This window comes from Halomonas sp. AOP7-B1-5 (genome assembly GCF_052353045.1).
Classification (GTDB): Bacteria; Pseudomonadota; Gammaproteobacteria; order Pseudomonadales; family Halomonadaceae; genus Vreelandella; species Vreelandella colorata.
The window spans coordinates 1-23,370 of sequence record NZ_JBQTDC010000034.1; the positions used below are offsets into that span (position 1 = coordinate 1).

Below are 23,370 nucleotides of genomic sequence, written 5' to 3' on the forward strand. Positions count from 1 at the left end.
TAGTTTTCAAAAGATGGAGTCTGCTTGGCGTGGTTTGAAATTGTTAGTTGATCGCACGGATTTTCGCGAAAACATTAAACTTGATCTTCTTCATGCTACCAAAGAAGAGCTGCTTGATGATTTTGAGTTTGCGCCTGAAATAACCCAAAGCGGCCTTTATCATCATGTTTATAACTCGGGTTATGGCCAGTTTGGTGGTGAACCGGTAGCGGGTATTATTGGGCACTATGACTTTGCCCCTTCAACACCCGACATGAAGTTGCTTCAGTATACGGCAGCCGTTGGGGCAATGGCGCATGCTCCTTTCTTGTCTTCAGTGGATCCTAGCTTTTTTGGTATTGATAGCTTTGAGGAGCTGCCCAATATCAAAGACTTTAAAGCTATTTTCGAGGGGCCTAAATATGCTCGCTGGCGCAGCCTGCGTGAATCAGAGGACTCACGTTATCTTGGTTTAACCGCGCCACGCTTCTTGCTGCGGATGCCCTACGATCCCGTTGAAAATCCAATCAAGACATTCAACTATCGTGAAGATGTAAGCGCGGATCACAGCCATTACCTATGGGGTAATACAGCGTACTTACTTGCTGAGCGTTTAACGGATAGCTTCGCCAAGTACCGGTGGTGTCCTAACATCATTGGGCCGCAAAGCGGCGGGTCGGTTGAGAACTTGCCGGTACATACTTACGAAGCGTTAGGGCAGTTACAGGCCAAGATCCCCACGGAAGTGCTGATTACGGATCGTCGTGAATTTGAAATGGCCGAAGAAGGCTTTATCTCGCTGACCATGCGTAAGGGCAGCGACAACGCTGCTTTCTTCTCAGCCAATTCCGTACAGAAGCCAAAAGTATTCCCCAACACCCCGGAAGGCAAAGAGGCCGAAACGAACTTCAAGCTCGGCACGCAGTTGCCTTACATGTTCATCATTAATCGGCTGGCGCACTACATCAAAGTGCTCCAACGCGAGCAGATCGGTTCCTGGAAAGAGCGCCAGGATCTTGAGCGCGAGCTCAACACCTGGATTCGCCAGTACGTGGCTGACCAAGAAAACCCGCCGTCAGATGTGCGTAGCCGTCGTCCCCTGCGCGCTGCTTCCATTCAGGTTTCAGACGTAGAGGGTGATCCAGGTTGGTACCAGGTCTCAATGGCCGTACGCCCGCACTTCAAATATATGGGGGCTAACTTTGAGCTATCGCTGGTCGGCCGTCTCGACAAGGAATAAGGGGCGAGCAGCACTATGGCAACTGACAGCAGCGGTTTATTAGGCGGACGGCTGTTTGAGCGTTTAGCTATGCATGAGGGCATGGCTGCGCGCGATGAGGGATGGCAACTGGCTGAAGCCGTTGAGTCAATCAAGCGGCATCTTGTTGAGCTTTTAAATAGCCATCCCGGTAACTGTGCATGCGCACCTGAGCTGGGGCTTCTGGATTTCAACGATGCCACGATTGGCGTACTGGATTTGGAGCTTAATATCCAGCACGCCATCCGGCAGTGTATTGAACGCTTCGAGCCACGCGTCCAGCGTGTGGAGGTCGAGTCACTCTCCAATGCGGGCGACCCTTTGCAGCTGCGCTTTCAAGTGCATGTGACCATTGCCCTTGGTCGAGATAACGCTCAAACCACCATTGATTTATTGCTCAATAACAAGCGCTATCAATGCACTAATTGATAGGCTCGTGAGGCACGCATGCTTAACCGCTACTACCGGGACGAACTCAATTTCTTAAAGCGCCAAGGGCGGGAGTTTGCGCAGGCAAATCCCGGTCTTAGCCGCTTTTTGTCCGAACGCAGTACAGACCCAGATGTTGAGCGTCTGTTAGAAGGTTTTGCGTTTTTGACCGGGCGCATGCGGGAAAAAGTGGAAGATGAGTTTCCAGAGCTTACCCACTCGTTAATTAGCATGCTATGGCCCAATTATTTGCGCCCGGTGCCAAGTATGACCGTCATACAGTTCACGCCGACCTGGTATGCATTAAGTCAGCACCATCAAATCGCAAGAGGTGCTGAGCTTTCAAGTGAGCCAATCGAGGGAACGTCCTGTATTTTTCGTACCTGCCATGATGTTGACCTCTACCCACTGGCCCATGTCGGTGTCGATGCGCGCCATATGCGCGAGTCTTCCATTGTAGAGCTGCGTATGGAAGTGCGTAGCGACCAGCCGCTAAGCCAGATTGGTCTGGAAACGCTACGTATTCACCTGGGCGGTGATGGATATACGGCTCGAACGCTCTATTTATGGATGAGCCACTATCTCACTCACATTGAGCTTGAGGTGGATGGTCAAAAACATAAGCTGCCGGCGGGGTCGATTCAATCGGTTGGCTTTGCACGCGACCAGGCGTTGCTGCCTTATCCACGAAATGTGCATCAAGGGTATCGCATCCTGCAGGAATACCTGTGTTTTCCTGAAGCATTTCATTTCTTTGATGTGCAGAATCTAAAACGTTATCTACCGGATGAAACGGCCGAGAACGTTACGTTGCGGTTTGTTTTTTCACGCACGCTGCCTGCTGATGCACGCGTTCAAAATGAGCATCTTGCGCTCTATTGTACGCCTGCCATCAATTTATTTGAGCATGATGCTGAGCCGGTTGACCTTAGTGGAGAGCGCAGCGAATACCGTATCCGTCCAAGCAGTCGTCAGCCTTCCCATTACGAAATCTTCAGTGTTGATGATGTGCAAGGCTGGCGTGAGGGAAGCCAGTCTGGCGGGCAGGGAAAGCCCAGGCAGTTTGTTTCTTTTGAAAGTTTTGAGCATCAACTTGAGCGCGACCGGGGGCGAGACGCTTCTTATTACCGTGTGCGCGTTCGTGAAAGCTTGCGAAGTGATGGCTTTGACCACGATATCGCTTTTATTCGTGATGATGAGCGCCAACTGGTGGGTCAGCGTGAAACAGTTTCACTACGTTTGACGTGCAGCAATCGTGAGCTGCCTGAGCGGCTGACGGTAGGCGATATTAGCACCGAAACGCAGGATAGCCCGGCGCATGCCACATTTCGCAATATTACGCGGCCAACACCGGTGTTACGCCCCGCGCTAGACGACCAATTGTTATGGATGCTGATTTCGAATCTATCTCTTAATTATCTTTCGCTGCTTGAACGCGATGCACTTTGCTCCGTTCTGCGTGCTTACGATTTTAGAGCCAAGGTGGACCGCCAAGCCGAGCGCGTTGCGCAAAAAAGGCTGGCTGGCATCCTGGCAATTGAAACTCAGCATATTGATCGCTTGCGAAAAGGGCTGCCAGTGCGTGGGTTGCGGTCAGTGGTAACGCTGGACCAGGAGGCCTTTGGTGACGAGGGGAGCCTTTATCTTTTTGGTAGCGTGCTGGCACGTTTTTTCTCGTTATACGCCAGTATCAACTCATTTCATGAGTTGCATGTGATCAACCGTCATAACCAAGAGCGCTATACATGGACGTATCAACCGGGGCAGCAGCCCCTGATGTAGCGCTGGCGCCTCTTTTCCAGGGGGCGCGACGCTACGAGTTTTATCAACTCCTAGAACTCCTGCATCGCCACCATGGCGATGACCTAGAGCGGCGGCATGGTGACAACATGCCGATGTTCCAGCGCGTGCGCTACAAGGCCACTGCATCGCTCGGCTTCCCGAGCAGCGATGTACTGGCACTAAAAGCTAATGGGGCTGACCAGTACGAGATGGAAGTCAGTTTTATGGGGCTGCAAGGCGCTCAGTCTCCATTGCCAAGCTATTACCTGGAAGCGCTGGCCCACAACGCGGCGCATAAAGAAGGCGCGGCCGGTGATTTTCTGGATTTTTTCAATCACCGCCTGTTGAGCCTCTTGCATCACAGTTGGCGAAAGTATCGCCATTACGTGCGTTATCAGGATGATGCCAAAGATGGATTTTCAGCCACCGTATTTGCGCTGGTGGGGCTGGCAGATAGTGATTTGCGGGGCGATACGCCCATCAACTGGAGCAAGATGCTCGCGTATGCGGGGCTGTTGGCTGGCCGTTCCCGCTCTCCTGATGTGGTGTGCAATATTGTCGGGCACTGCTTTGACCTTGATGAGGTGGAAATTGAAGAGTGGGTTTCGCGCTGGGTAGAGATACCGCTAGATCAGCGTAGCCAAAGCGGCACGCTCAACATGACGCTAGGACAGGACGTTGTGGCAGGCGAGCGCGTTCGAGACGTCAACGGTAAGTTTGCGTTATGCCTGAGAGGGTTAAGTCTTCAGCGATTTCGCGATTTTCTGCCTGACGGGCAAGATTTTCCTGCGCTTAAAACGCTGGTCAACTTCGTTTTGCGCTCGCCGTTGGCATGTGACTTGGAACTTGAACTACTCGAAAGTGAAGTGAAACCCATGCGACTAGGCCAGGAAAGTTCTTGTCAGCTTGGCTGGACTACGTTTGTTGATCCCGATAACTCGAAGGCTCACCAGCGTCGTCGAGTACGTATTCAGATGACGGAATGATGATATGAGTACTAATCAGCAGTCAGCACTAATGATGGTTATTACCAATAGCGAGTTGCTAGAAGGACGCTCGACAAGCAGCCACGTTTTTCCACCGGAAGGGGGAACGTTAGGAAGCGCCAGCGACGACGACTGGTTATTACAGGATCACGCCCGCCGGGTTCATCCCTGCCATGCAGAAGTCTTGAAGCGTGATGGTCAGTTTTGTCTGATTGATCGCAGCGGACACACCTTTATTAATCAGGCCACGTTACCGATTGGGCGTAACCGTAAGGTGGCGCTACGTAACGGTGATCAGATACTGGTAGGCGAGTACAAGGTCAAGGTGCACCTGGATGGTGTCAATGCCTTTCATGCCCGGGGAAAGTCGCTTTCTGATGTCGTCGATGAAGATAATGAGACCGTTGATGGAGAGGGCCGGCCCTTATCGGGAGCGGAGGGCGACGTATCACCGCAGGAAAGCGTAAGGGATGACCCCTTACAAGCGCTGGGAGGCGACGAATCGTCACTTGCCAGCCGTGATCCTGTCACCGCGCTTTCTCGACATTCGGGAGGTGCTGCCGAGCTTGAGCCCTTGGAAGATATGCCAGCATCCCGCCCCGCTCAGAAAAATCATTATGCATCTGCCTCTCGCGGAGGCCAGCACTCACGAGATAGCGCAACGCAGATACCAGACATTAAAGCCCATATAGGTACAACGCAGTTAAGGAGCCGTGTGATGGACGAGCAACAGCTAGACGATTTGGAACGTTCCGTTGGCGAGCAGTTGGAAGATCGCTGGACATCACCCACGGCAGGCTCTTTCGACCATCTCAGTGTAGATCCCTTGCTACGCGGAATGAGCTTAACGCTGAATTTTCGTAATACCGAGGAGCAGCATGCCTTTCTAGAAGAGGCCGGGCGCACGCTGCGAGCGACTATCGAAGGGCTGTGCAAGCTTCAGGAAACGCAAAACGATAGCAAGTACCCGCTGCGTGACCGTCGGCTGCAGCCTATCGAAGATAATCCGCTGCGCCTTGGCCAGAGCTACGACGATACGGCTGGCACCCTGTTTGCTGCCGAAAGAAGCCCTGTCCACCTTTCAGCTCCTGAGGCGGTTGCAGAAAGCTTGCGGCATCAAGGCCAGCATCAAGCGGCCGTCGAGGCAGCCATTGGTAGCGCACTGGGCGCCATACTGGATGCTTTTTCCCCTGACGCCTTGACCCGCCGTTTTCACGCCTACCGCGGTGCCTCAAGTCGTATTGATGATGAAGGCAGTTGGGCATGGGAAATGTATCAGCACTATTACCGCGAGCTTAACTCAGGGCGCCAGCAAGGCTTCCAAAAACTGTTCTGGGAAGTATTCGAGCAAGCCTATGACCAGTCTGTGCGGCGCCAGCAGCGGGAGGCGCCATGAACGCAGCCAACGCGCTTCGCATAGCGGCTTTGCTGTTCATATTAATAATGCTTGGCGGATGCGCCTCCACACGCGAAGCGGCGGGTAAAACCTGGGAGATATTTAAGGATCCCTCAACACCTGTTGGCTACCCAGAGGAGCGGCCTACATTGGTCGACCTTAGCATGGTGGCTGAGCCCAACGTCAATCCTAATATTGAAGGAGAGGGAACGCCGCTGCGCTTTCAAGTACTTCAATTAAAAGATGATTCCATGCTGATGGCCGCAGATTTAGGTCAGCTTAGCGACGATCTGGAAAAGGCCTTGGGTACCAATTATCTGACCCACGACGATTTTACCTTGCTCCCCGGGCAGTGGAAGTTCTATGAGCCTTTCGAGGTTGACGAAGAGACACGCTATATCGGGTTGATAGCCTTTTATGCATCGCCTAATGAAGCTGAATGGAAAAAGGTCGTAAAAATAACCAGCAGTGGAGAGCACTATCATTTGCTGGTGCATTTACGCGATAGCGAAGTGGAACTAAGGAAGGAGGAGTGATGGCCAGCCGTAACCGCGTGGTATGGAGCGAGGGGCTGTTTATCAAGCCTCAGCACTTCCAGCAGCAGCAGCGCAGCATGGAAGGATTGATTGATGCTCGGTTAAAAGGCGTCAGTAATTATCTCTATGGGTTTTTATCGCTTGAGCTTAATCGGGAGTTCTTGAGTTTTGGTAGAGTCGCCATTGGTCGTGCCAGTGGCGTGACGCCGGACGGTGTGGCTTTCCGCTTTCCTGAGGACGACCTTGAGCCTACGCCTTTGCAAATACATGACGCGGGCCTTGCCAATCAGGTGGTTTACCTGGGTATACCCTTGTCGACCGACGGCGTGGGTGAGGTCCGCTGGCCGGACGATGAGCTGCCTGCTCGTTACCGGCTCGCTGCTCAAAGTGTGCGCGACCTGCATTCGCAAGAAGGTGTTATAGCTGATCTGGAGGTCGCGAAGGTCGCGCCTCGCCTGATGCTGGAAAACGACGATAGAAGTGGCTACGCCTGCTTGGCTGTTGCCCGCATTATCGAGCGTCGTCCAGATGGCAGCCTGGTACTCGATGAGCATTTTCTGCCCACGCTGATGAGTGTTCAGGCGGCTCCTGGGCTGCTGCGTTTTGTGGGCGAAATGGCCGGCCTGATGCGTGAGCGGGCGCGAAATATTGCACAGCGCCTATCAACGCCGCAGCAGGCGGGCGTTGCCGATGTCTCTGACTTCATGCTGCTGCAGCTATTAAATAGGGCTCAGCCGCGCTTCCAGCATCTGGCTCGCTTGGGGCACCTGCATCCTGAACGCCTCTACGACACCATGCATGAGGTTGCCTGTGAGTTGGTGACCTTTACTGACGAGTCCCGCTTACCGCCTGAGTGTCCTGCTTACGATCATGACCTTCCAGATCGGGCGTTTCGTCCCTTGATGACCATGCTTCGCCAGGCGCTTTCGACCGTACTCGAGCCGCGTGCGATTGCTATTCAGCTGCAGACACGTCGTTTTGGCCTGCTGGTGGCATCGCTTAACGACACCACGCTGATTGAAAGCGCTGAGTTCATTCTAGCAGTACGTGCCGATATGCCCAATGAGCGCCTGCGTAAGCTCTTTTTACAACAGACCAAGATTGCCAGTGTCGAGCGGATTCGCGATCTGATCAGCCTGCAGTTGCCGGGCGTGCCGCTTGAAGCGCTGCCGGTGGCGCCACGCGAGCTGCCTTATCACGCCGGTTACACCTACTTCAAATTGGATCGCCAAAGTGAAGCGTGGTCGATGCTGGTCGGGGCCAGTGGTTTTGCCTTCCACGTGGCGGGCGAATTCCCTGGGCTGGAGATGCAATTTTGGGCCATTAGGAGCTAACACATGCAGCACTTAACAACAGATTCGGCAGGGAATGGTGGTGCCGTGGGTGTTGCTGATCGTAAAGATCCTGTGCGGCACGAGGATCTCATCCAGGACAGCAGCCTGGATGTATTGATACACAAGCACGCCGATCACTTGAATGCCGATGAGGACTACTGGTTTCGCCTGCGTGGCCACAATATCAATCCAATGATTGATGCCGCGAGCAGCCTGCTGGGCATGGTGGTACGGGTAAGACAGTTGGACAGTGCCGGTGATATAGACCGCCTGTATCGACAAGTGGTCGATGAGGTCACTTCCATTGAAATCGAGCTGACAGAGCAGGGATATGACCGACCCACCCTGCTGGCCTATCGCTACGTGCTCTGCTCGTTTGTTGATGAAGCTGTGATGGGAATGTCCTGGGGGCGGCAAAGCAAGTGGGCCGAGCATTCGTTGCTGACACGTTTTCATAACGAGACATGGGGCGGTGAAAAGGTGTTCTCGATTCTTGCTCGCTTGCAGCAGGAGCCCGAGCGTTACCTCGACATGCTGGCATTTATCTATCTTTGCCTATGCCTGGGGTTCGAGGGGCGCTATCGGGTCATGTCCGATGGCCGTGAGGAATACGAAAGGATTGTCCGCGCGCTGGGAGATCAGCTTGCGGGCTTGAGTCCTCAGCCAGATGAAATCCTCACCACACCGCTGAGCAATGTCGTCCATACGCACCACCAGCGTGCCAGTCAGGGGATGCCCAACTGGGCCATATTTGCTGTTTTTTTCGTGAGCATGACACTGATTTATTTAGGCTTTTCATGGGCGCTTGATCAGCAGGCCGAGCACGTAACATCCCTACTTAATCAACTTCATCGTTAGGAGGCATTATGCTCAGGGTAGAGCTTTCGGCATTGATTGGTCGTCTTAGTGTTATCGCCCGTCAAGGACTTGAACAGGCGGCCGTGCTGTGTGCCCAGCAACAATCCCCTGAAGTGACGGCCGCCCATCTATTGCAGGCGCTAAGCGACCAGCCGCTTTGCGATGTGCGTAGTTTATGCAATCACTTCGATATTGACGTTGCCAATCTGCGTGCCCAACTTGGCGCAGAGACCCGGCCTCCCCGCGACTTCGACGTGGTAACACCAAGTTTTTCACCGCTTCTGGTTGAGTTGCTGCAGGACGCTTGGCTGCTGGCTTCCACCGAATACCAGCACGCTGAGCTGCGTAGCGGGGTGATCTTTATCGCACTCCTGCACAATGTGGAACGTTATTTGAGCAGTGCTACCAGCCGATTGCTGGCTGATATCAATCGCGAGGATCTACGCCGGCGGTTTGAAACGCTAACGGCAGATTCAGCGGAAGCAGTACATGAACAGAGTGAAAAATCAGGGGCTGCCCACAACGTATCACGCGAAAGCGACAGCGCGCTGGCGCGCTTTGCTACCTCACTGACCGAGCAGGCGCGTAGCGGCGAACTGGACCCGGTACTGGGGCGTGATCCAGAAATTGACCAAATGCTCGACATCCTGGGCCGCCGGCGCAAGAACAACCCTATCGTGATTGGTGATGCCGGTGTGGGTAAAAGCGCGGTGGTTGAAGGACTAGCCTCCAGAATCGTGGCGGGTCAAGTGCCAGCAGCGCTCAAGGGGGTCGAACTTTTAACGCTTGATCTGGGTGCGTTACAGGCGGGCGCCGCGGTGAAGGGCGAGTTTGAAAAACGCCTTAAAGCGGTGATCGATGAAGTCAAGAACGCGCCTCGGCCCACGCTGCTGTTTATTGATGAAGCGCACACACTGATTGGCGCGGGCAACCAGGAGGGCGGAGGTGACGCCGCTAATTTGCTGAAACCAGCGCTGGCACGCGGTGAACTGCGCACTATTGCCGCGACTACTTGGCGCGAGTACAAGAAGTACTTCGAGAAAGATCCGGCGCTTTCACGACGCTTTCAGCCCGTGGCACTTTCTGAGCCCAGCGTAGAGCAAGCGCTGGTAATCCTGCGCGGGCTGCGAGATGTCTATGAGCGCGCCCACGGCGTGCTGATCGGGGATAGTGGACTGCGCGCCGCGGCGTCTCTTTCTGCCCGCTACCTGGCGGGGCGCCAACTTCCCGATAAAGCCATCGATGTGCTGGATACGGCATGTACGCGGTTGGCGCAAGCGCTGGATACGCCGCCACGCAAGCTAAGCCACCTGAAAAGTGAACACACCGCCGCTCTGCGCGAGCGCGACCAGTTAGCCCGTGAAAGGCTGCTGGGACGAGAGCCAGACGCCTCGGTAGGTCAAACGCTCAACGAGCGCTTGGCCGCGCTGGAAGAAGAACTCGCGACGCTTGAAGCCGCCTGGCAGGAGCAGCGTGAGTGCGTTGACGCCATTGTCACGCTGCACCGTCAGCTCTTGGATAACTCAGACGAACGTGCCCAGGGTGACGATCATCCCACTGAATCTTGCACGCCCGAGCAGCTACACACCGAGCTTGCCGAGCGGGAGCAGCAGTTGACGCGCCTGCAGCAGACGCATGCGCTGGTAAACCCAAGCGTCGAAGAGGCGCAGATTGCCCAAGTAATTGGTGATTGGACGGGCGTGCCTGTGGAACGCATGACCAGTGACGAGCTGACCCGACTCACGGAGCTGCCGAGCCACTTGGGGGGACTGATCAAAGGCCAGGACATCGCGATCGAGCGGGTGCATCGCCATCTGCTGACAGCACGTGCGGATCTGCGCCGCCCGGGGCGTCCATTAGGTGCTTTCCTGCTGGTCGGTCCCAGCGGCGTGGGCAAGACAGAAACCGTGGTACAGATCGCTGAGCAGCTGTATGGCGGACGTCAGTTCCTGACCACGATCAACATGTCCGAGTATCAGGAGAAGCACACGGTTTCCCGGCTGATTGGCTCTCCTCCCGGCTATGTCGGATTTGGTGAGGGCGGTCTGCTAACCGAAGCCATGCGCCAGCGTCCTTATTCGGTGGTGCTGCTGGATGAGGTGGAAAAAGCACATCCTGATGTCTTGAACCTCTTCTATCAGGCGTTTGATAAAGGCGAGCTGGCCGATGGGGAAGGGCGCATTATCGATTGCAAGAATGTGCTGTTTTTCCTCACTTCCAACCTGGGGTACGAAGCGATCGTAACGCACGCTGATAACGCGGCGGCACTGGATGACGCGCTTTATCCCGTTCTTGCCGATTTCTTCAAACCCGCGTTGTTGGCACGCATGGAAGTAGTGCCTTACTTGCCCCTGGCAGACGATACCTTGCGTGACATTGTGGGCGCCAAGCTGGCTACGTTGGTGAAACGTATTGAGGTGCAACATCGTCAGGCGCAGGTGGTGATGGATGACGCTTTGACGGACGCCATATGCCGCCGAGCAACGCGCAGCGAAAACGGCGCGCGTATGCTGGAGTCGGTCATTGACGGTGAGTTGCTGCCGCCGCTTTCACGCGCGCTGCTGGAGCGTATGGCACGTCGAGAATCGGTAACGCGTGTGGAGCTGGGTGTAGACAGCGAGCACGGCACTTTTACCGCCAGTGTGGCATAACGCGATGACGGCCATTGCAGCTGCTCCTACGGCACCTAGTGAACGACCATGGCATCGTGAGTTAGCGGCGATGCCACTGGCACTGCGCTTGGTAGAAAGCTCAACTTCGGTTGTGCTGCGTGAGCGCGTTTCAGAGTTATTGCGTCGTCAGGTAGGCATGGCGTGGTCAGCATGTCTATATCTTGAGGGCAGCGGCCGCTGGTTAGGCCTGGATAATAGCGACGCCCAGTTCGACTGCAGCGATTTTCGTCACCCTTACGCGCATGTAGTGCGCAGTGGCAAGCCGTTACTGCTTAGCGTAAGGGATGCGCGGACGCGCTTGGACCATCCTGATTTTCAGGCACAGATCGCGTGTCTGAATCCCCAGCTTCATTTGCTGGTGCGGCCGCTACGCGGGGCGGATAGCCGGAAGACCTGGCTGGGCGCATTAGTGATGGCAGGGGACGCCAGCACGCTCGAAGTGCTCGTTAATGATCCGGGAATGGGCGCGCTTGAAACATTTGTATGTCAGCTATGGCAACGCCTGTCTCAAGAGCAGGGTGAGCGACAGCGCTCACAAGTGCTTAAAGCATCGCTCGAAAAACTCAATGATGGGGCGCGCCGCCAAGCGCTTGCAGACCAGCTTTCCAAGGGTCTATTGGGGCAATCCGCGGCTATGCAAGCGCTGCGCGGGAAAGTGGTTCGTGCAGCGGAGACCAATCTGGCAGTGCTGTTAGAAGGGGAAACCGGTACCGGGAAAGACTGTGTGGCGCGGGCGCTGCATCAGCTGTCAGCGCGCTCCAAAGCCCCTTTCATGGCGATTAACTGTGCCGCGATTCCTGAGGCGCTATTGGAATCTGAACTGTTTGGCCATGAGAAAGGCGCGTTTTCTGGCGCGGATCATGCGCGCGAAGGGCTTATCAGCCAGGCTGATGGTGGCACGCTGTTTCTGGACGAAATAGGCGATATGCCGCTAGCCCTGCAAGCCAAACTGTTGCGTGTGCTGGAAAGCGGTTGCTATCGCCCGCTGGGCGCGAGTAATGAGCGTTACGCTGACCTGCGGCTAGTGGCAGCCACCCACCAGCCGCTACGTGAGCATATTAGCGAAAAGCGATTCAGGGCGGATCTTTACTATCGCCTGGGGCAGTTTCCGTTAGCGCTGCCGCCACTTTCACAAAGACAGGGCGATATCGCCTTGCTCGCCGAGTGCTTCATTGCGGACTTTTGTGCAAGAGAGGGACGCCACGAGATGGGGATTACCCCAAGCGCGTTGCGCGTACTCAACGCCCGAGACTATCCAGGCAATGTGCGTGAACTCAAGAACCTGGTGGATTATGCCTGCGCAATGACGCCTGACGGTGCGGATATCGATGTTGGCATGTTGCCAACGATCCAAGCCGAAGCGCCTGATTCAGCGTCACCCATGCCTCTTGCACCTCAGGAAAAACTCTCCTTTCTGGAGAATGTAGATGATTTGAAAGAGGCATTGCGTGATGTGGAAGCGGCCATCATCTCCCAACGACTGGCACATTTTGATGGTAACCGAACCCAGGTCGCCAAAAGTTTAGGGCTACCCAAACGGACGCTCGCGCATAAATGTCGGCTGCTGGAACTGGATACAAAATGAACATGATATTGCGAAAACATGGCCTGGCCATGCTGATAGCACTGTGCGCAGGCTCTGTCACCACTATGCAAGCCACGGCGAATGATCAGGCACTGCTTGATGCCGCTCATACCTGTGCACAGGAAAACTCACGGTTGGACCGGTTGAGTTGCTATGACCAGATTTTTCTTGCCCCGGAGAAACCCGACAACGACGGAAGCGCTTTACCTGCCTTGTGGGATGCGATTGCACGGCAAGAGTCGCAGCGAACAGAAGAAAATACCGGACTGCTGTTCAGTGAACAGGGTGAAGATGTGTTGATGAGTGCGCCAGCGCTTGGCACCACTCCACCTCGGCCGACCTTGGTGATTGCGTGTGAAAAATGGATCACACGCTTTCAGCTACATCTTCCTGAGCCTATTGAAGGTACTCGCGTAGAGGTGCAGCTTTCATCCAGCAATCGCTCTATCAATCAGCAGTGGCGGATCAGAAACGATGGCCATGTGATTAGCGGTGGGCGGGGGTTGCCCGCCATCGAAACATTGAGGCAACTCCTGAATGCAAGCGATCTACGTTTGCAAAGCGATGTCGCCGCACTGGATGGGCTGCGTTTTGATGTCACCGGGCTGAACGACATGATAGATCCCTTGCGCGAAAACTGCGGCTGGTGAGGTGATGATGCGTATTACCGATACAGAGCAGCTTGCGCCTTTGCTGGCTCCGTTAGAGAAGAATGCCGAAGGTCATGCGGTAGGGGAGCCGGTTGAAGAAAGCAGCAGCTTTTTAAAGCTCGAAGCGGAAATGATGAAAATTGGCTCGCTTCAGCATGGTGAGGTTGATTGGGCAACGGCCGAAACGCTGGCTATCGACATGTTAAGCCAGCAAGGCAAGGACGCGAAGGTATTAAGCCATCTACTGCACTGTTTGCAGCAAGAGGGCAATGCCCGACGGTTTACGCTATCGCTGCAACTGCTGAGCCAGTGCTTGACCGTATGGTGGGACGTTGCCTATCCGTTTACAGGCCCGCGCGGCGCCAAGATGCGCCCTCGCTTGTTCCAGCAAATTGCCCAGCGTACGGCCAAGCTGGCGAGCAGTGTGCGTATTGGCGACGAAGAAACATATCAGCACTGCATCAACGCGCTGACGGTGTTGCGTACAGCTGTAACGGAGAAAGCATTACCAGATCAGGCGCTTGATGAGTTGCAGCGGCAAATTGAAAGCCTGCAGCCGGCTAAAGGCACGTCTGCCACGAATACTTCGCCCAGTGCTGGCGACCCGCCCTCGACATCTGCAGAAGAGCAGGCATCACAAGAGGCATCGGCCCCCACAGCAAAACTGCCCGAAGTGCGCATGGAGTCGGGTAATGAGCGGGCTAATCGGCAGGCGATTCTTAAAATGGCGGATTTTTTGGCCGAGCAGTCACCTGGTGAACCACTGGTTTACCGGCTCCGCCGCTACGCCGTCTGGGGCGTCATCCAGGCGCTGCCCATGTCGCGTAACGGTGGGCGTACTGAGCTGGCGCCCGTATCGGGGGATCGTGTCGCAGAATATCGCGATAGCTTGTCGCGGGGAGGTGATCTGGCGCTATGGCAAAGAATAGAGAACAGTCTGGCGGTTAGTCCTTATTGGCTTGAAGGACATCGCCTGAGTGCTGAACTTGCTCAACACCTTGGGCATTCGCGCTGTGCCGATGCCATCAGTGAAGAGACGCGCCGTTTTGTCTCCCGCTTACCCGGTATTGAAGAACTGACGTTTAACGACGGTACGCCTTTTGTAGAAGAAGAAACGCAGCGTTGGTTACACCAGTCAGCGACGCCCGCAGCAACCCCCGCTGGCCAGGGTGATGTCTGGCAGGAGAGCTATCAGGCAGCACTAGAGGCGCTTGATAACGAAGGGTTGGCCGTCGCGTTGCAACAACTGGATCATGGGCTTGCCAGCGCCAGCTCACCGCGTGAAGCGGTGTATTGGCGGCTTGCCAGCGCGGATCTTTTACTAAAGGCCGGTTTGAAGAGCTTGGCACACCAGCACTATCAAACGTTATACGACACGGTGACCACGCTGGCGCTTGAACAGTGGGAGCCAGGCCTGGTGTCTCGGCTGCAATCATCGCTAACCGTATAACGTAAACCAATATGACCACTAGGGACGAGGACTAAAGGCGCATGTGGACAACGATAAAATCCAGGTTGAGCCGCTGGGTGCCCGGTTTTTCGCGGGCACAAAGTGCTCATAATCAAGCGAAGGCACGCGGTAACCGGGTAAAGGGATTAACTAAAGCATCCTCGGTGATATGGCTGTTACTGGCAGCGTTACTGCTCGTTGCCATTTGGTGGTTTGGTCCCGGGTGGTCATTTCGTGATCACTACCCGTTAGCCTCTTTGACCAATCGATGGTTGGCAACGGTTGTGCTTGTGGCGGTCGTTGCCGTGATATGGGGGATTCGTCTTGCACGTCGTTTGAAGGAGGTGGATACCCAACAGCAGAGCGAAGCAGCACGCAGCGAAGACCCCATTCTTGCCGAAGTCGAGCGTCAGGAAGCATCCTTGAATCAGGTGCTCAGCGAGATCATCGATAGCCTGGGGGCGGGCTCAAGAGGGCGTTATCGACTGCCCTGGTATTTGGTGATGGGGGTCGAGAATGCAGGCAAGACCAGCCTGATCAACCGTTCTGGGCAAAACTTCACGCTCACTCACGTGATGAAGGCTTCCGGGCGTCAAGCCAAGAAGCAGCTTTTTGGATTTGACTGGTGGATCGGCGACAAGGCTGTCTTGATTGACCCCGATGGCGAGCTGCTGACCCAGGGCGCTCTGGAAGAAGGCGAGCCTCAGGCCCTGCAGAGCCGGTTATGGGATCATTTTGTTGACTGGTTGGATCGTAACCGGACGCAGCGCCCCTTGGATGGTGTCGTGCTGGTACTGGATCTGGCACGGTTGAGCCATGCTCAGGTCACAATCCGCAAGGCGTATGCTGCCTTGCTGCGTAGCCGTCTGCGTGAGCTTATGGAACGCCATGGTTCGAGGCTGCCGGTTTATGTCACGTTCAGCAAAATGGACCTGCTGCATGGCTTTGATGACTTTTTCCGTCGCTACTCGCGTGCCGAGCGTAAGGCACCGCTAGGATTTACTTTCTCCCCTGAGTCGATAGATTCGGCCGGGCAGTGGGAAAAAGAGTTCTTGGGTGCTTATGACAGCATGCTGGAGCGCTTGAACAGTCTCATGCCCAATATGCTTGCCGAGTGCCGTGATCGTGAGGAACGCGAGTCCATATTCCGCTTTGTGCGTCAGTTGGCTGGCCTGCGCGATGTGCTTTTTGGTTTTCTGAACGACATTCTTTCCAGCGATCAGTTCTCAACCGCCGCGATTGTGCGTGGTACGTACTTCACATCGGTATACCAACAGGGCGTACCCGAAGACCCCTTTGTGGATGCCGCCGCACGCCGTTATGGCATGTCAGACAGCGTACAGCCGGCCCACCGTGCGGCGCGCAATGCGCTTTACTTTACCGAAGAGTTGTTTGAAAAGGTCATTTATCCGGAGGCAGGGCTTGCCGGGGATAACGCCAAGGTGATGCGTCAACGCCAGAAAGTACGTCAGGCGTGCGTGTTTACCTGCATCGCCGGCAGCGTCTTGCTTATCGGTGGGTGGAGCTACTTCTACCAGAAAAACTCTGCTGCATTGGCAAGCGTCGAGCAGCGCATGGAATCCTTTATTGCCGCGCAGCCAGACACCTTCCAGAACGACGACCCGACGGGCTATGAAATGCTCGAGCCATTGAATCGTCTGCGCGATGCGCTGCAGACCTTTGGCGATTTTCGGACACATTCGCCCTTTCTGGCGGACATGGGGCTTTATCAGGGCCATTTTGTTGGTGGAGAAATCGAGAATGCCTATCTGGCCATGCTGGAATATCAATTCCTGCCCGCCATCATGCTGGGCATTGTTGACGATATGAACCGTGAAGCGGAGGGCAGCAACGGCAAGCTGGCGCTATTGAGGATTGTGCGCATGATGTCCGATGCCAGTGGTCGTCAACCTGAGCGCGTACACGACTTTATGGAGCGCCGTTGGCAACTGCTGTTCCCTCATCAAGGTACTGTTCAGGATGACTTGCTGGCGCACCTGGACTACGCGCTACGCTATGGCGATTTAGAAGGACGAATTGCGCAGGGTGACCGCCAGGCTGAAATTGCGATGACTCCGTTGCGCGGTAGCTTGAACGCTGCACAGGAAGAACTGTCGCGCCAGCCGATGGACGAGCGTGTGTATGCCACGATGAAGACCAACAGTCAGCGTCAAAACGATGCACTGGATTTGCGTCACGGCGTAGGCAGCATGTTCAACACGGTCTTCATGGCGCGAAACGACGAGCCTGCCTATTTGCAGCTGCCTCATTTCGTTACCCAGAACGGCTTTGAAAATGGGTTCCTCAAGCAGCTGGACCAGGCCACCGAGCTTGCGCTTATTGATTTATGGGTATTAGGCCAGCGTGACAATATCAACTTCAGCAGCGCTGATCAGCGCCAGTTGCAGGATGACTTGCGCGAGCACTATACCAGCGACTACCACGTAAGCTGGCGTGATGCCTTGAGTAATACCTTCCTTGTTCCGCTGCCCGATATTCGTCAAGCGATTGTGGTTGCCGATGCGTTGGCAGGCTCTCAGCGGCCGCTTGATCGTCTGTTGGCCGAGGTGGAGGGCAATACAAGCCTCTATCCGGAGCTTCCCGCGGATGACGAAGCAGCGCGTGAAGCGCTGGAAAACTCGCAACGCTACCAGATGGCGCATGCTATCGAGCAGCCCTTCAGGGCTATCAATCAGCTTGCCCAGGAGAACGGCAGCAGCGCGGTAGAACTTTCCGAAATCAAACAGGCCATTGCAGAACTGCGTGACTACCTGCTGGATATTGAAGAGGCGGGGGACTCAGGTCAGGCAGCTTTCCTCCAAGCACGCGATAGGCTTTCCCTGCGCGGTAGCGACCCCATCCATAATCTGCAACGCATCGCTGAAAACTCACCTGAGCCGGTAGCCAGCATGCTGCAAAGCCTAGCTGATCAGAGCTGGCAGCTCATCATGGCGCGCGCGATCAGTCATCTGGAAACTTTATGGCTGGATGCGGTGGTAGCACCTTATCAGACCCAGTTGGCAGGCCGTTATCCATTGGTGCCCAACGCATCCAGTGATGTGGCACTGAATGATTTTGAGGATTTTTTCGCGCCCTCGGGCATTCTGGATACGTTCTATCAAGACAACCTCAAACCCTTTATTGAGGGCGCCCCCGAGTATCTGGTGGATGCTCAGGGAAATTCCTTGCTACGTGAAAGCGTTTTAGTGGCAGTTGAGCGCGCCGAAAAAATTCAGCGCGCCTATTTTGATCGAGATGGTGCACTGGACGTTGAGTTTGCGCTAGAGCCGATCAGTTTGAGTCCGGATAAGCGGCGCAGCGTTATCAGCGTTGATGGGCAACTGATCGAGTACACGCACAGTGCGGCAAGTCGTGTTTCGATGATCTGGCCCAATGCGCTGCGCGGCGGCACCGATAGCCGTATCACGTTGGTGCCCAGCCAAATCAATCGCTCGCCACGCAGCATATCTCGCGATGGCGCTTGGGCATGGTTCCGCTTGCTGGATGAAGCTGAATTAAGCCGTGAGGATGAACGCAACCTTGAGGTTCGCTTTACGGTAGATGGGGGCAGCATGCGTTATCGCCTAGGCACGAACGGCGCCCAAAATCCTTTCAGCCGTTCGTTGGTAGCGGGCTTTCAGCTGCCATCGGCCCTCTATGCGGAGCAGGAAACGTATGCTAACGATACTTAAACGCGTTTTTTCGCTTCCATCACGTGCCGAGCGTCCCCAGCGCTCGGTGCTGCAGTCCGCGGTTCAGCACTTGGTGGAAGCACAGAGTGAAGATATAGACTGCTTTATTGAAGCCGTATACCAAGCCGATGCGCGCGGTCATTCACCTTGGGTCATTCGTGACAAGGCGTACCTGGATACGCTCAGGCGTGCATTGGAATTTACTGTTCATCGTCAGGTCTGGCTTCAGCGTGAGCAGCAGCAGGTTGCCCATTGGCAAGGCAGGCTACTGGCGCTACGCCATGGTGAAGGGCCACCGCTGGGCATGTTGCTGGCGTGCCGCCCCGATGACGAAGCCGCCTGGCAACTACGCTTTTTCTTTATCGATAGTGATTGGAAAGGTAGCCGCCACGGCACGCGGCTACTTCAGGCGGCCAAGCGCACACTGTATGGCGTACCCATACAGGTACGTTTACCGCTGGAGTGCGCCTCAGCCGTTTCAAGCCTCGAAGCGGCAGGCTTTCAGCGCATGCACGTAGATGCCGATAACGTTGCAAGCTTTGAGGCGCCCGCCCAGTGGGATGAATAAAATGATCTAAGGATGTTAACTACACACCCTGGCTTGAAAAAGGGGCACTCAATATGAGCAAGGAATTTGTATCGGTAGAGGACATTGGTACTGAGCACCACGGTTATGCTCCCTCATCTGTCATCGCAGGCAGTGCCTCCGCCACAATTTTCGTGGACGGTAAACTCGTTGGATTAACAGGGCATTCGGTGAACCGTGGAGGTGTCGTCATCGGCAGTGGTAGCGGCGGGGGCACTTAAGGTAGTGAATAGGACCGATTGTTTTTTGCCCTTAGATTACCCGGCTCTACTGATGCAGTAGGTACGTTTCTACCGTACCTGCCGATACACCGAATGCCGAATGCCTAGCGAAACGCATCTTGCCTGAACTTAGCGGCCTATCAGTGCGGCGATATATTTATCAAAATGGACAACCTTGAAAAGCGCTTTGAAGTAACGGTGCTTCTTCCACTTGGCATTTATCCTACATACCCCTTTAAAGCACGCCAAGCGCAGAACAGAATATAAATATCTAGAGCGTCTAATGATCTATAGTGCTTCTCACACAAGCTAGGCGTGTCATCAAGCGTGCCTAGGGCTTGGCGATAGCAACGCATCAACAAAGGAAAGAGTGAATGCACACCACTGATCGACAACGGACGTTTACGGAGTACGCGCTGATTGTATTAATGCTGGGGGTCGTGGCGTTAGTACTTTGGAAGCTTGTTGGTTTGCTTATTTTGATTTTTGGTGCGGTGGTGGGCGCCTGTGTGCTGCAAACCTGTATGGCGCCGCTGCTGCGGTTGGGCGCGCCCCGCTGGCTTGCGCTGTTAACCGTTATTATTGGCTTGATAGTGGTCTTGGGGTTGATCAGTTGGGCGTTTGGGGCGCAGGTTTCTTCCGAGCTGGAAGCCTTGACCTCATTGCTGCCCGATGCTTGGGCGCAGTTGCAGGAGCGTATTGAGGGAACATCGCTGGCGCCGCTGTTGGATAACGCCGCTGATCGAGCAGGCAGCATGTTTGGGAACGGCATTTCTCAAATTGGCATGGTCGTCGTCTCGATGGGGGGGAGCGTGGTCAACTTCTTCGCGCTTATCGTGGGGATGGTTTATTTTGCGGCGCAGCCGGATGTTTACCGCCGTGGCTTATTGTTGCTTGCGCCGATTAAAAGCCGCCCACGTTTGGGAGAGGCGCTTGACGATAGCGGTAAGGCGCTGCGTTTCTGGCTGGGCGGGCAGTTAGTGGCCATGGTGGTCACCGGGCTGTTGGTGGGTATCAGCATGTGGTTGTTGGATGTTCCGGCGCCGCTGGGGCTGGGGCTTATTGCCGGGCTACTGGATTTTGTGCCGCTGGTGGGGCCGCTTGTCGCGGCGATTCCCGCGCTCTTGCTTGCCTATACGGTCAGCCCTCAAACGGCACTGTTTGTATTGATTGCCTACACGATTATTCAGCAAATTGAAGGCAACATTTTACAGCCGCTGGTTCAGCAGCGCGCTGTTAACCTCCCCCCTGCAATACTGCTGTTTTCACTGTTTGCCGCCAGTACGCTATTTGGCATCGCGGGTCTGTTATTGGCGGCTCCGCTGACCGTTGTGGTGTTTGTAATGGTCAACCGACTCTACGTCACGCGAGAAGAAGAGGCGTCGTAGGCAGGCATATCAACGTGTGCTGCACATTAACAAACCGGGTGAAGGGAGGCGTAGGTGTATACACAAGCATTGATCGATGAATTCAAGTCGGGAATTTACCAATCGCTCGATGTTTGGAAGATGTCTCATGACACCCGAGTTGAACTGCTGACCACATCGGAAAATGCCACGTTCGTTGCCGAGGACCCGCACACCGGTGACAAAAGGGTAATTCGCGTTAACCGCCCTGGGTATCACGAGCGGCGGGAGATCGAGTCCGAAATTACCTGGATTAATGCCCTGCGTGACTCCAGTAATATTCACACGCCGCGGCCAATTAGCTCCACTAGTAAAAACTCTGTCGTAAGCATCCATACGGATAATCGCGAGTTTCACGCGGTAGCGTTTGAGTATGTGAGCGGCCATGAACCCCATGTTGGGCAAGAGCTGCCTAACTGGTTTGCAACGCTGGGCGCCGTCACGGCCTCGTTACATAAGCACAGTAAAGCATGGCAGCCACCCAAAGATTTTACGCGTAAACGCTGGCATCTCGACACCATGATTGCGCCTGATGGGTTGTGGGGTGATTGGCGAGAAGCGCCCGGTATTACGCGTGACGATAAACGCGACATCCATCAGGCCATCGAGCATATTTATGCGCTTATAGCAGAATATGGTGATCGGGGAGACCGTTATGGGCTGGTACATGGGGATTTGCGGCTAGCGAATTTATTAGTCAGTGACGACCGGCTCACGGTGATCGACTTCGACGACAGTGGCTTTTGCTGGTACGCCTATGACTTTGCCGCCGCGATCAGTTTTCACGAGCTCAATCCCATGGTGCCCGAATTGCGCGATGCGTGGGTCCGAGGCTATCGAAGCATGGCTACGTTCGAGGAGGAAGACGTCGCCGCGTTGGATACGTTTATTATGCTTCGCCGCATTATGCTGAGTGCCTGGCTGGCAACGCATGCAGAAAGCCCCACCGCCCACGAATTAGGCAAGGGATATATTCAGGGGACCGCTCATTTAGCCCGCCAGTATTTGCGCGCTAGATCTTGCGATGTATTAGCTTCTATCTGAGCGCGGCGTTAAGCTTATCGCCATTATCCACATTGACCATAGCGCCTGATTGATTGCAGGCGCTTTTGGCGTTGAAAAGATGAAGGTGACTGTATGTCAACGATAACACCCGCGGCGACCACCAGCTATCGGGTGCCGCTGATTGCCACGGCGGCAATCGTACTCGGCGCATTAGTGATAGGCGTGGTATTTGGCGCTAATACCGGGCTACTGATGATTGTGGGCGGTTTATTGGGCATGGTGCTGTACCACGCAGCCTTTGGGTTTACTGCCGCCTGGCGAGTATTTATTACCGACCGGCGTGGGCGTGGCCTGCGTGCACAAATGGTCATGCTGGCGGTTGCCGTTGTGCTGTTCTTTCCCGCGCTGGGCGCCGGTACCTTATTTGGCACTGAAGTACGTGGATTTGTATCGCCTATTGGTATTTCCGTACTGTTTGGCGCGTTTCTGTTTGGTTTAGGCATGCAGCTAGGGGGTGGGTGCGCCTCGGGGACGCTATTTACGGCGGGTGGCGGCAATGCGCGCATGCTGATTACCCTGGTGTTCTTTATCGTGGGCTCGGTCATTGGTACGGCGCATTTTGCGTGGTGGCAGAGCTTACCTGCCTTTCAGCCGGTCTCGTTGATTGATATTGCCGGTACGGGCGGTGGGATAGCGATCAGTCTGGTGCTGTTTGCCGCCATCGCTGCCTTTACGCTGGTGATGGAAAAGCGCCGCCACGGTCAGCTGGAAAGAGCACCGGTGGTTGAAAAGCCGGGTGTTGAACGCTGGCTAACCGGGCCCTGGCCACTGTTAGCCGGGGCGGTTGCCTTGGCGCTTTTGAATTTTGCTACCTTGGCACTGGCTGGCCGCCCGTGGGGCATTACCTCGGCCTTTGCATTGTGGGGCGCCAAAGGGTTTGAACTGGTGGGCGGTGATGTTAGCCAATGGGGGTATTGGCAGTCCCAAGGTAACGCTGCAGCACTTGAAGCCAGCGTATGGAGCGATATCACCACGGTGATGAACGTTGGTATTATGCTGGGGGCGTTGGCCGCCGCGCATTTGGCCGGTCGTTTTGCGCCTAACTTTAAAATTCCGCTGCGTTCGTTATTGGCGGCAGTCATCGGTGGGCTAATGCTGGGCTATGGTGCGCGCCTGGCGTTTGGCTGCAATATTGGCGCTTACTTTGGCGGTATCGCCTCCGGTAGCCTGCACGGCTGGGTATGGCTGGTTGCGGCGTTTGCGGGCAATATGTTCGGCGTTAAGCTGCGCCCGTTCTTTTTCGGCGGTGTGGAAGGTCGTAAGCCGGTTGCCAAAACGAGTTAATCGCTTGTGCAATTACTGTCTTAAATTCTGTCTTAAATTCTGTTTGAAATACCGTTTTAAGAACCGTTTTAAAAACTGTTTTAAAACCATTTAAAAGCTGCTTTAAGCCCTGCGCCCTGGCCCAAAGCCGGGGCGTTTTTTATCGTAATCGATGTGTCACTTCCACCTTTGTCGTACTAGCATGTTACATTATTGGCAAAC

Annotated in this window: 18 protein-coding genes; all 18 read left to right on the forward strand. The window is 54.9% G+C overall.

What is annotated here, in order from left to right; translation table 11 throughout:
* The coding region (gene tssC, locus ACT3XD_RS15155; RefSeq protein WP_444280604.1) for a type VI secretion system contractile sheath large subunit at positions 1 to 1,219 on the forward strand (1,219 nt) is incomplete at its 5' end.
* A gap of 15 nt (positions 1,220 to 1,234) precedes the next feature.
* On the forward strand, positions 1,235 to 1,666 hold the full coding sequence (gene tssE / locus ACT3XD_RS15160; RefSeq protein WP_192539186.1) for a type VI secretion system baseplate subunit TssE: 432 nt from the start codon (positions 1,235 to 1,237) through the stop codon (positions 1,664 to 1,666).
* A gap of 18 nt (positions 1,667 to 1,684) precedes the next feature.
* Positions 1,685 to 3,448 (forward strand): type VI secretion system baseplate subunit TssF, encoded by a 1,764-nt coding sequence (tssF, locus tag ACT3XD_RS15165; protein ID WP_192539187.1) that lies wholly within the window; start codon positions 1,685 to 1,687, stop codon positions 3,446 to 3,448.
* Positions 3,412 to 4,434, forward strand: coding sequence for a type VI secretion system baseplate subunit TssG (gene tssG, locus ACT3XD_RS15170; protein WP_192539188.1), 1,023 nt, complete (start codon positions 3,412 to 3,414; stop codon positions 4,432 to 4,434). The genes tssF and tssG overlap by 37 nt, the downstream gene beginning before the upstream one ends.
* Positions 4,435 to 4,438: 4 nt before the next feature.
* Positions 4,439 to 5,830, forward strand: a complete 1,392-nt coding sequence (gene tagH, locus ACT3XD_RS15175; RefSeq protein ID WP_192539189.1) for a type VI secretion system-associated FHA domain protein TagH — start codon at positions 4,439 to 4,441, stop codon at positions 5,828 to 5,830.
* A complete protein-coding gene (gene tssJ, locus ACT3XD_RS15180; protein WP_192539190.1) occupies positions 5,827 to 6,366 on the forward strand; it encodes a type VI secretion system lipoprotein TssJ in 540 nt (179 codons plus the stop codon). The genes tagH and tssJ overlap by 4 nt, the downstream gene beginning before the upstream one ends.
* Positions 6,366 to 7,700, forward strand: a complete 1,335-nt coding sequence (tssK, locus tag ACT3XD_RS15185; RefSeq protein WP_192539191.1) for a type VI secretion system baseplate subunit TssK — start codon at positions 6,366 to 6,368, stop codon at positions 7,698 to 7,700. The genes tssJ and tssK overlap by 1 nt, the downstream gene beginning before the upstream one ends.
* A 3-nt stretch (positions 7,701 to 7,703) precedes the next feature.
* On the forward strand, positions 7,704 to 8,558 hold the full coding sequence (gene icmH / locus ACT3XD_RS15190; protein WP_192539192.1) for a type IVB secretion system protein IcmH/DotU: 855 nt from the start codon (positions 7,704 to 7,706) through the stop codon (positions 8,556 to 8,558).
* An 8-nt stretch (positions 8,559 to 8,566) separates the two neighbouring features.
* Complete coding sequence (gene tssH / locus ACT3XD_RS15195; RefSeq protein WP_192539193.1) at positions 8,567 to 11,209, forward strand: type VI secretion system ATPase TssH; 2,643 nt, start codon at positions 8,567 to 8,569, stop codon at positions 11,207 to 11,209.
* Positions 11,210 to 11,213: 4 nt separating this feature from the next.
* On the forward strand, positions 11,214 to 12,815 hold the full coding sequence (locus tag ACT3XD_RS15200) for a sigma-54 interaction domain-containing protein (RefSeq protein WP_192539194.1): 1,602 nt from the start codon (positions 11,214 to 11,216) through the stop codon (positions 12,813 to 12,815).
* Complete coding sequence (vasI, locus tag ACT3XD_RS15205) at positions 12,812 to 13,465, forward strand: type VI secretion system-associated protein VasI (RefSeq protein WP_192539195.1); 654 nt, start codon at positions 12,812 to 12,814, stop codon at positions 13,463 to 13,465. The genes ACT3XD_RS15200 and vasI overlap by 4 nt, the downstream gene beginning before the upstream one ends.
* 7 nt (positions 13,466 to 13,472) lie before the next feature.
* Complete coding sequence (gene tssA, locus ACT3XD_RS15210; protein ID WP_192539207.1) at positions 13,473 to 14,915, forward strand: type VI secretion system protein TssA; 1,443 nt, start codon at positions 13,473 to 13,475, stop codon at positions 14,913 to 14,915.
* A 41-nt stretch (positions 14,916 to 14,956) separates the two neighbouring features.
* Positions 14,957 to 18,607: a type VI secretion system membrane subunit TssM gene (gene tssM / locus ACT3XD_RS15215; RefSeq protein WP_192539196.1), complete on the forward strand. Its 3,651-nt coding sequence runs from the start codon at positions 14,957 to 14,959 to the stop codon at positions 18,605 to 18,607.
* Positions 18,591 to 19,175 carry a GNAT family N-acetyltransferase gene (locus ACT3XD_RS15220; protein WP_192539197.1) on the forward strand — a complete coding sequence of 195 codons (585 nt, stop codon included), beginning with the start codon at positions 18,591 to 18,593 and terminating at the stop codon, positions 19,173 to 19,175. Before tssM ends, ACT3XD_RS15220 begins: the two co-directional genes overlap by 17 nt.
* Positions 19,176 to 19,228: 53 nt before the next feature.
* Positions 19,229 to 19,414: a hypothetical protein gene (locus tag ACT3XD_RS15225; protein WP_192539198.1), complete on the forward strand. Its 186-nt coding sequence runs from the start codon at positions 19,229 to 19,231 to the stop codon at positions 19,412 to 19,414.
* Between the two features lie 374 nt (positions 19,415 to 19,788).
* Entirely contained in the window at positions 19,789 to 20,802 is a 1,014-nt protein-coding gene (locus tag ACT3XD_RS15230; RefSeq protein WP_192539199.1) for an AI-2E family transporter, read from the forward strand.
* A gap of 54 nt (positions 20,803 to 20,856) precedes the next feature.
* Positions 20,857 to 21,864 carry a phosphotransferase enzyme family protein gene (locus tag ACT3XD_RS15235; RefSeq protein ID WP_192539200.1) on the forward strand — a complete coding sequence of 336 codons (1,008 nt, stop codon included), beginning with the start codon at positions 20,857 to 20,859 and terminating at the stop codon, positions 21,862 to 21,864.
* Between the two features lie 93 nt (positions 21,865 to 21,957).
* Entirely contained in the window at positions 21,958 to 23,169 is a 1,212-nt protein-coding gene (locus tag ACT3XD_RS15240) for a YeeE/YedE family protein (protein WP_192539201.1), read from the forward strand.
* Positions 23,170 to 23,370 lie beyond the last annotated feature (201 nt).

Excerpts from the sequence above, each read along its gene's own strand:
- tssJ (WP_192539190.1), top strand. The coding sequence starts at position 5,827 with ATGAACGCAGCCAACGCGCTTCGCATAGCGGCTTTGCTGTTCATATTA.
- ACT3XD_RS15200 (WP_192539194.1), top strand. The coding sequence starts at position 11,214 with ATGACGGCCATTGCAGCTGCTCCTACGGCACCTAGTGAACGACCATGG.
- tssF (WP_192539187.1), top strand. The coding sequence starts at position 1,685 with ATGCTTAACCGCTACTACCGGGACGAACTCAATTTCTTAAAGCGCCAA.
- tssM (WP_192539196.1), top strand. The coding sequence starts at position 14,957 with ATGTGGACAACGATAAAATCCAGGTTGAGCCGCTGGGTGCCCGGTTTT.
- tssA (WP_192539207.1), top strand. The coding sequence starts at position 13,473 with ATGCGTATTACCGATACAGAGCAGCTTGCGCCTTTGCTGGCTCCGTTA.
- tssE (WP_192539186.1), top strand. The coding sequence starts at position 1,235 with ATGGCAACTGACAGCAGCGGTTTATTAGGCGGACGGCTGTTTGAGCGT.
- ACT3XD_RS15225 (WP_192539198.1), top strand. The coding sequence starts at position 19,229 with ATGAGCAAGGAATTTGTATCGGTAGAGGACATTGGTACTGAGCACCAC.
- ACT3XD_RS15220 (WP_192539197.1), top strand. The coding sequence starts at position 18,591 with ATGCTAACGATACTTAAACGCGTTTTTTCGCTTCCATCACGTGCCGAG.
- tssG (WP_192539188.1), top strand. The coding sequence starts at position 3,412 with ATGGACGTATCAACCGGGGCAGCAGCCCCTGATGTAGCGCTGGCGCCT.
- tagH (WP_192539189.1), top strand. The coding sequence starts at position 4,439 with ATGAGTACTAATCAGCAGTCAGCACTAATGATGGTTATTACCAATAGC.
- icmH (WP_192539192.1), top strand. The coding sequence starts at position 7,704 with ATGCAGCACTTAACAACAGATTCGGCAGGGAATGGTGGTGCCGTGGGT.
- ACT3XD_RS15230 (WP_192539199.1), top strand. The coding sequence starts at position 19,789 with ATGCACACCACTGATCGACAACGGACGTTTACGGAGTACGCGCTGATT.
- vasI (WP_192539195.1), top strand. The coding sequence starts at position 12,812 with ATGAACATGATATTGCGAAAACATGGCCTGGCCATGCTGATAGCACTG.
- ACT3XD_RS15240 (WP_192539201.1), top strand. The coding sequence starts at position 21,958 with ATGTCAACGATAACACCCGCGGCGACCACCAGCTATCGGGTGCCGCTG.
- tssH (WP_192539193.1), top strand. The coding sequence starts at position 8,567 with ATGCTCAGGGTAGAGCTTTCGGCATTGATTGGTCGTCTTAGTGTTATC.
- tssK (WP_192539191.1), top strand. The coding sequence starts at position 6,366 with ATGGCCAGCCGTAACCGCGTGGTATGGAGCGAGGGGCTGTTTATCAAG.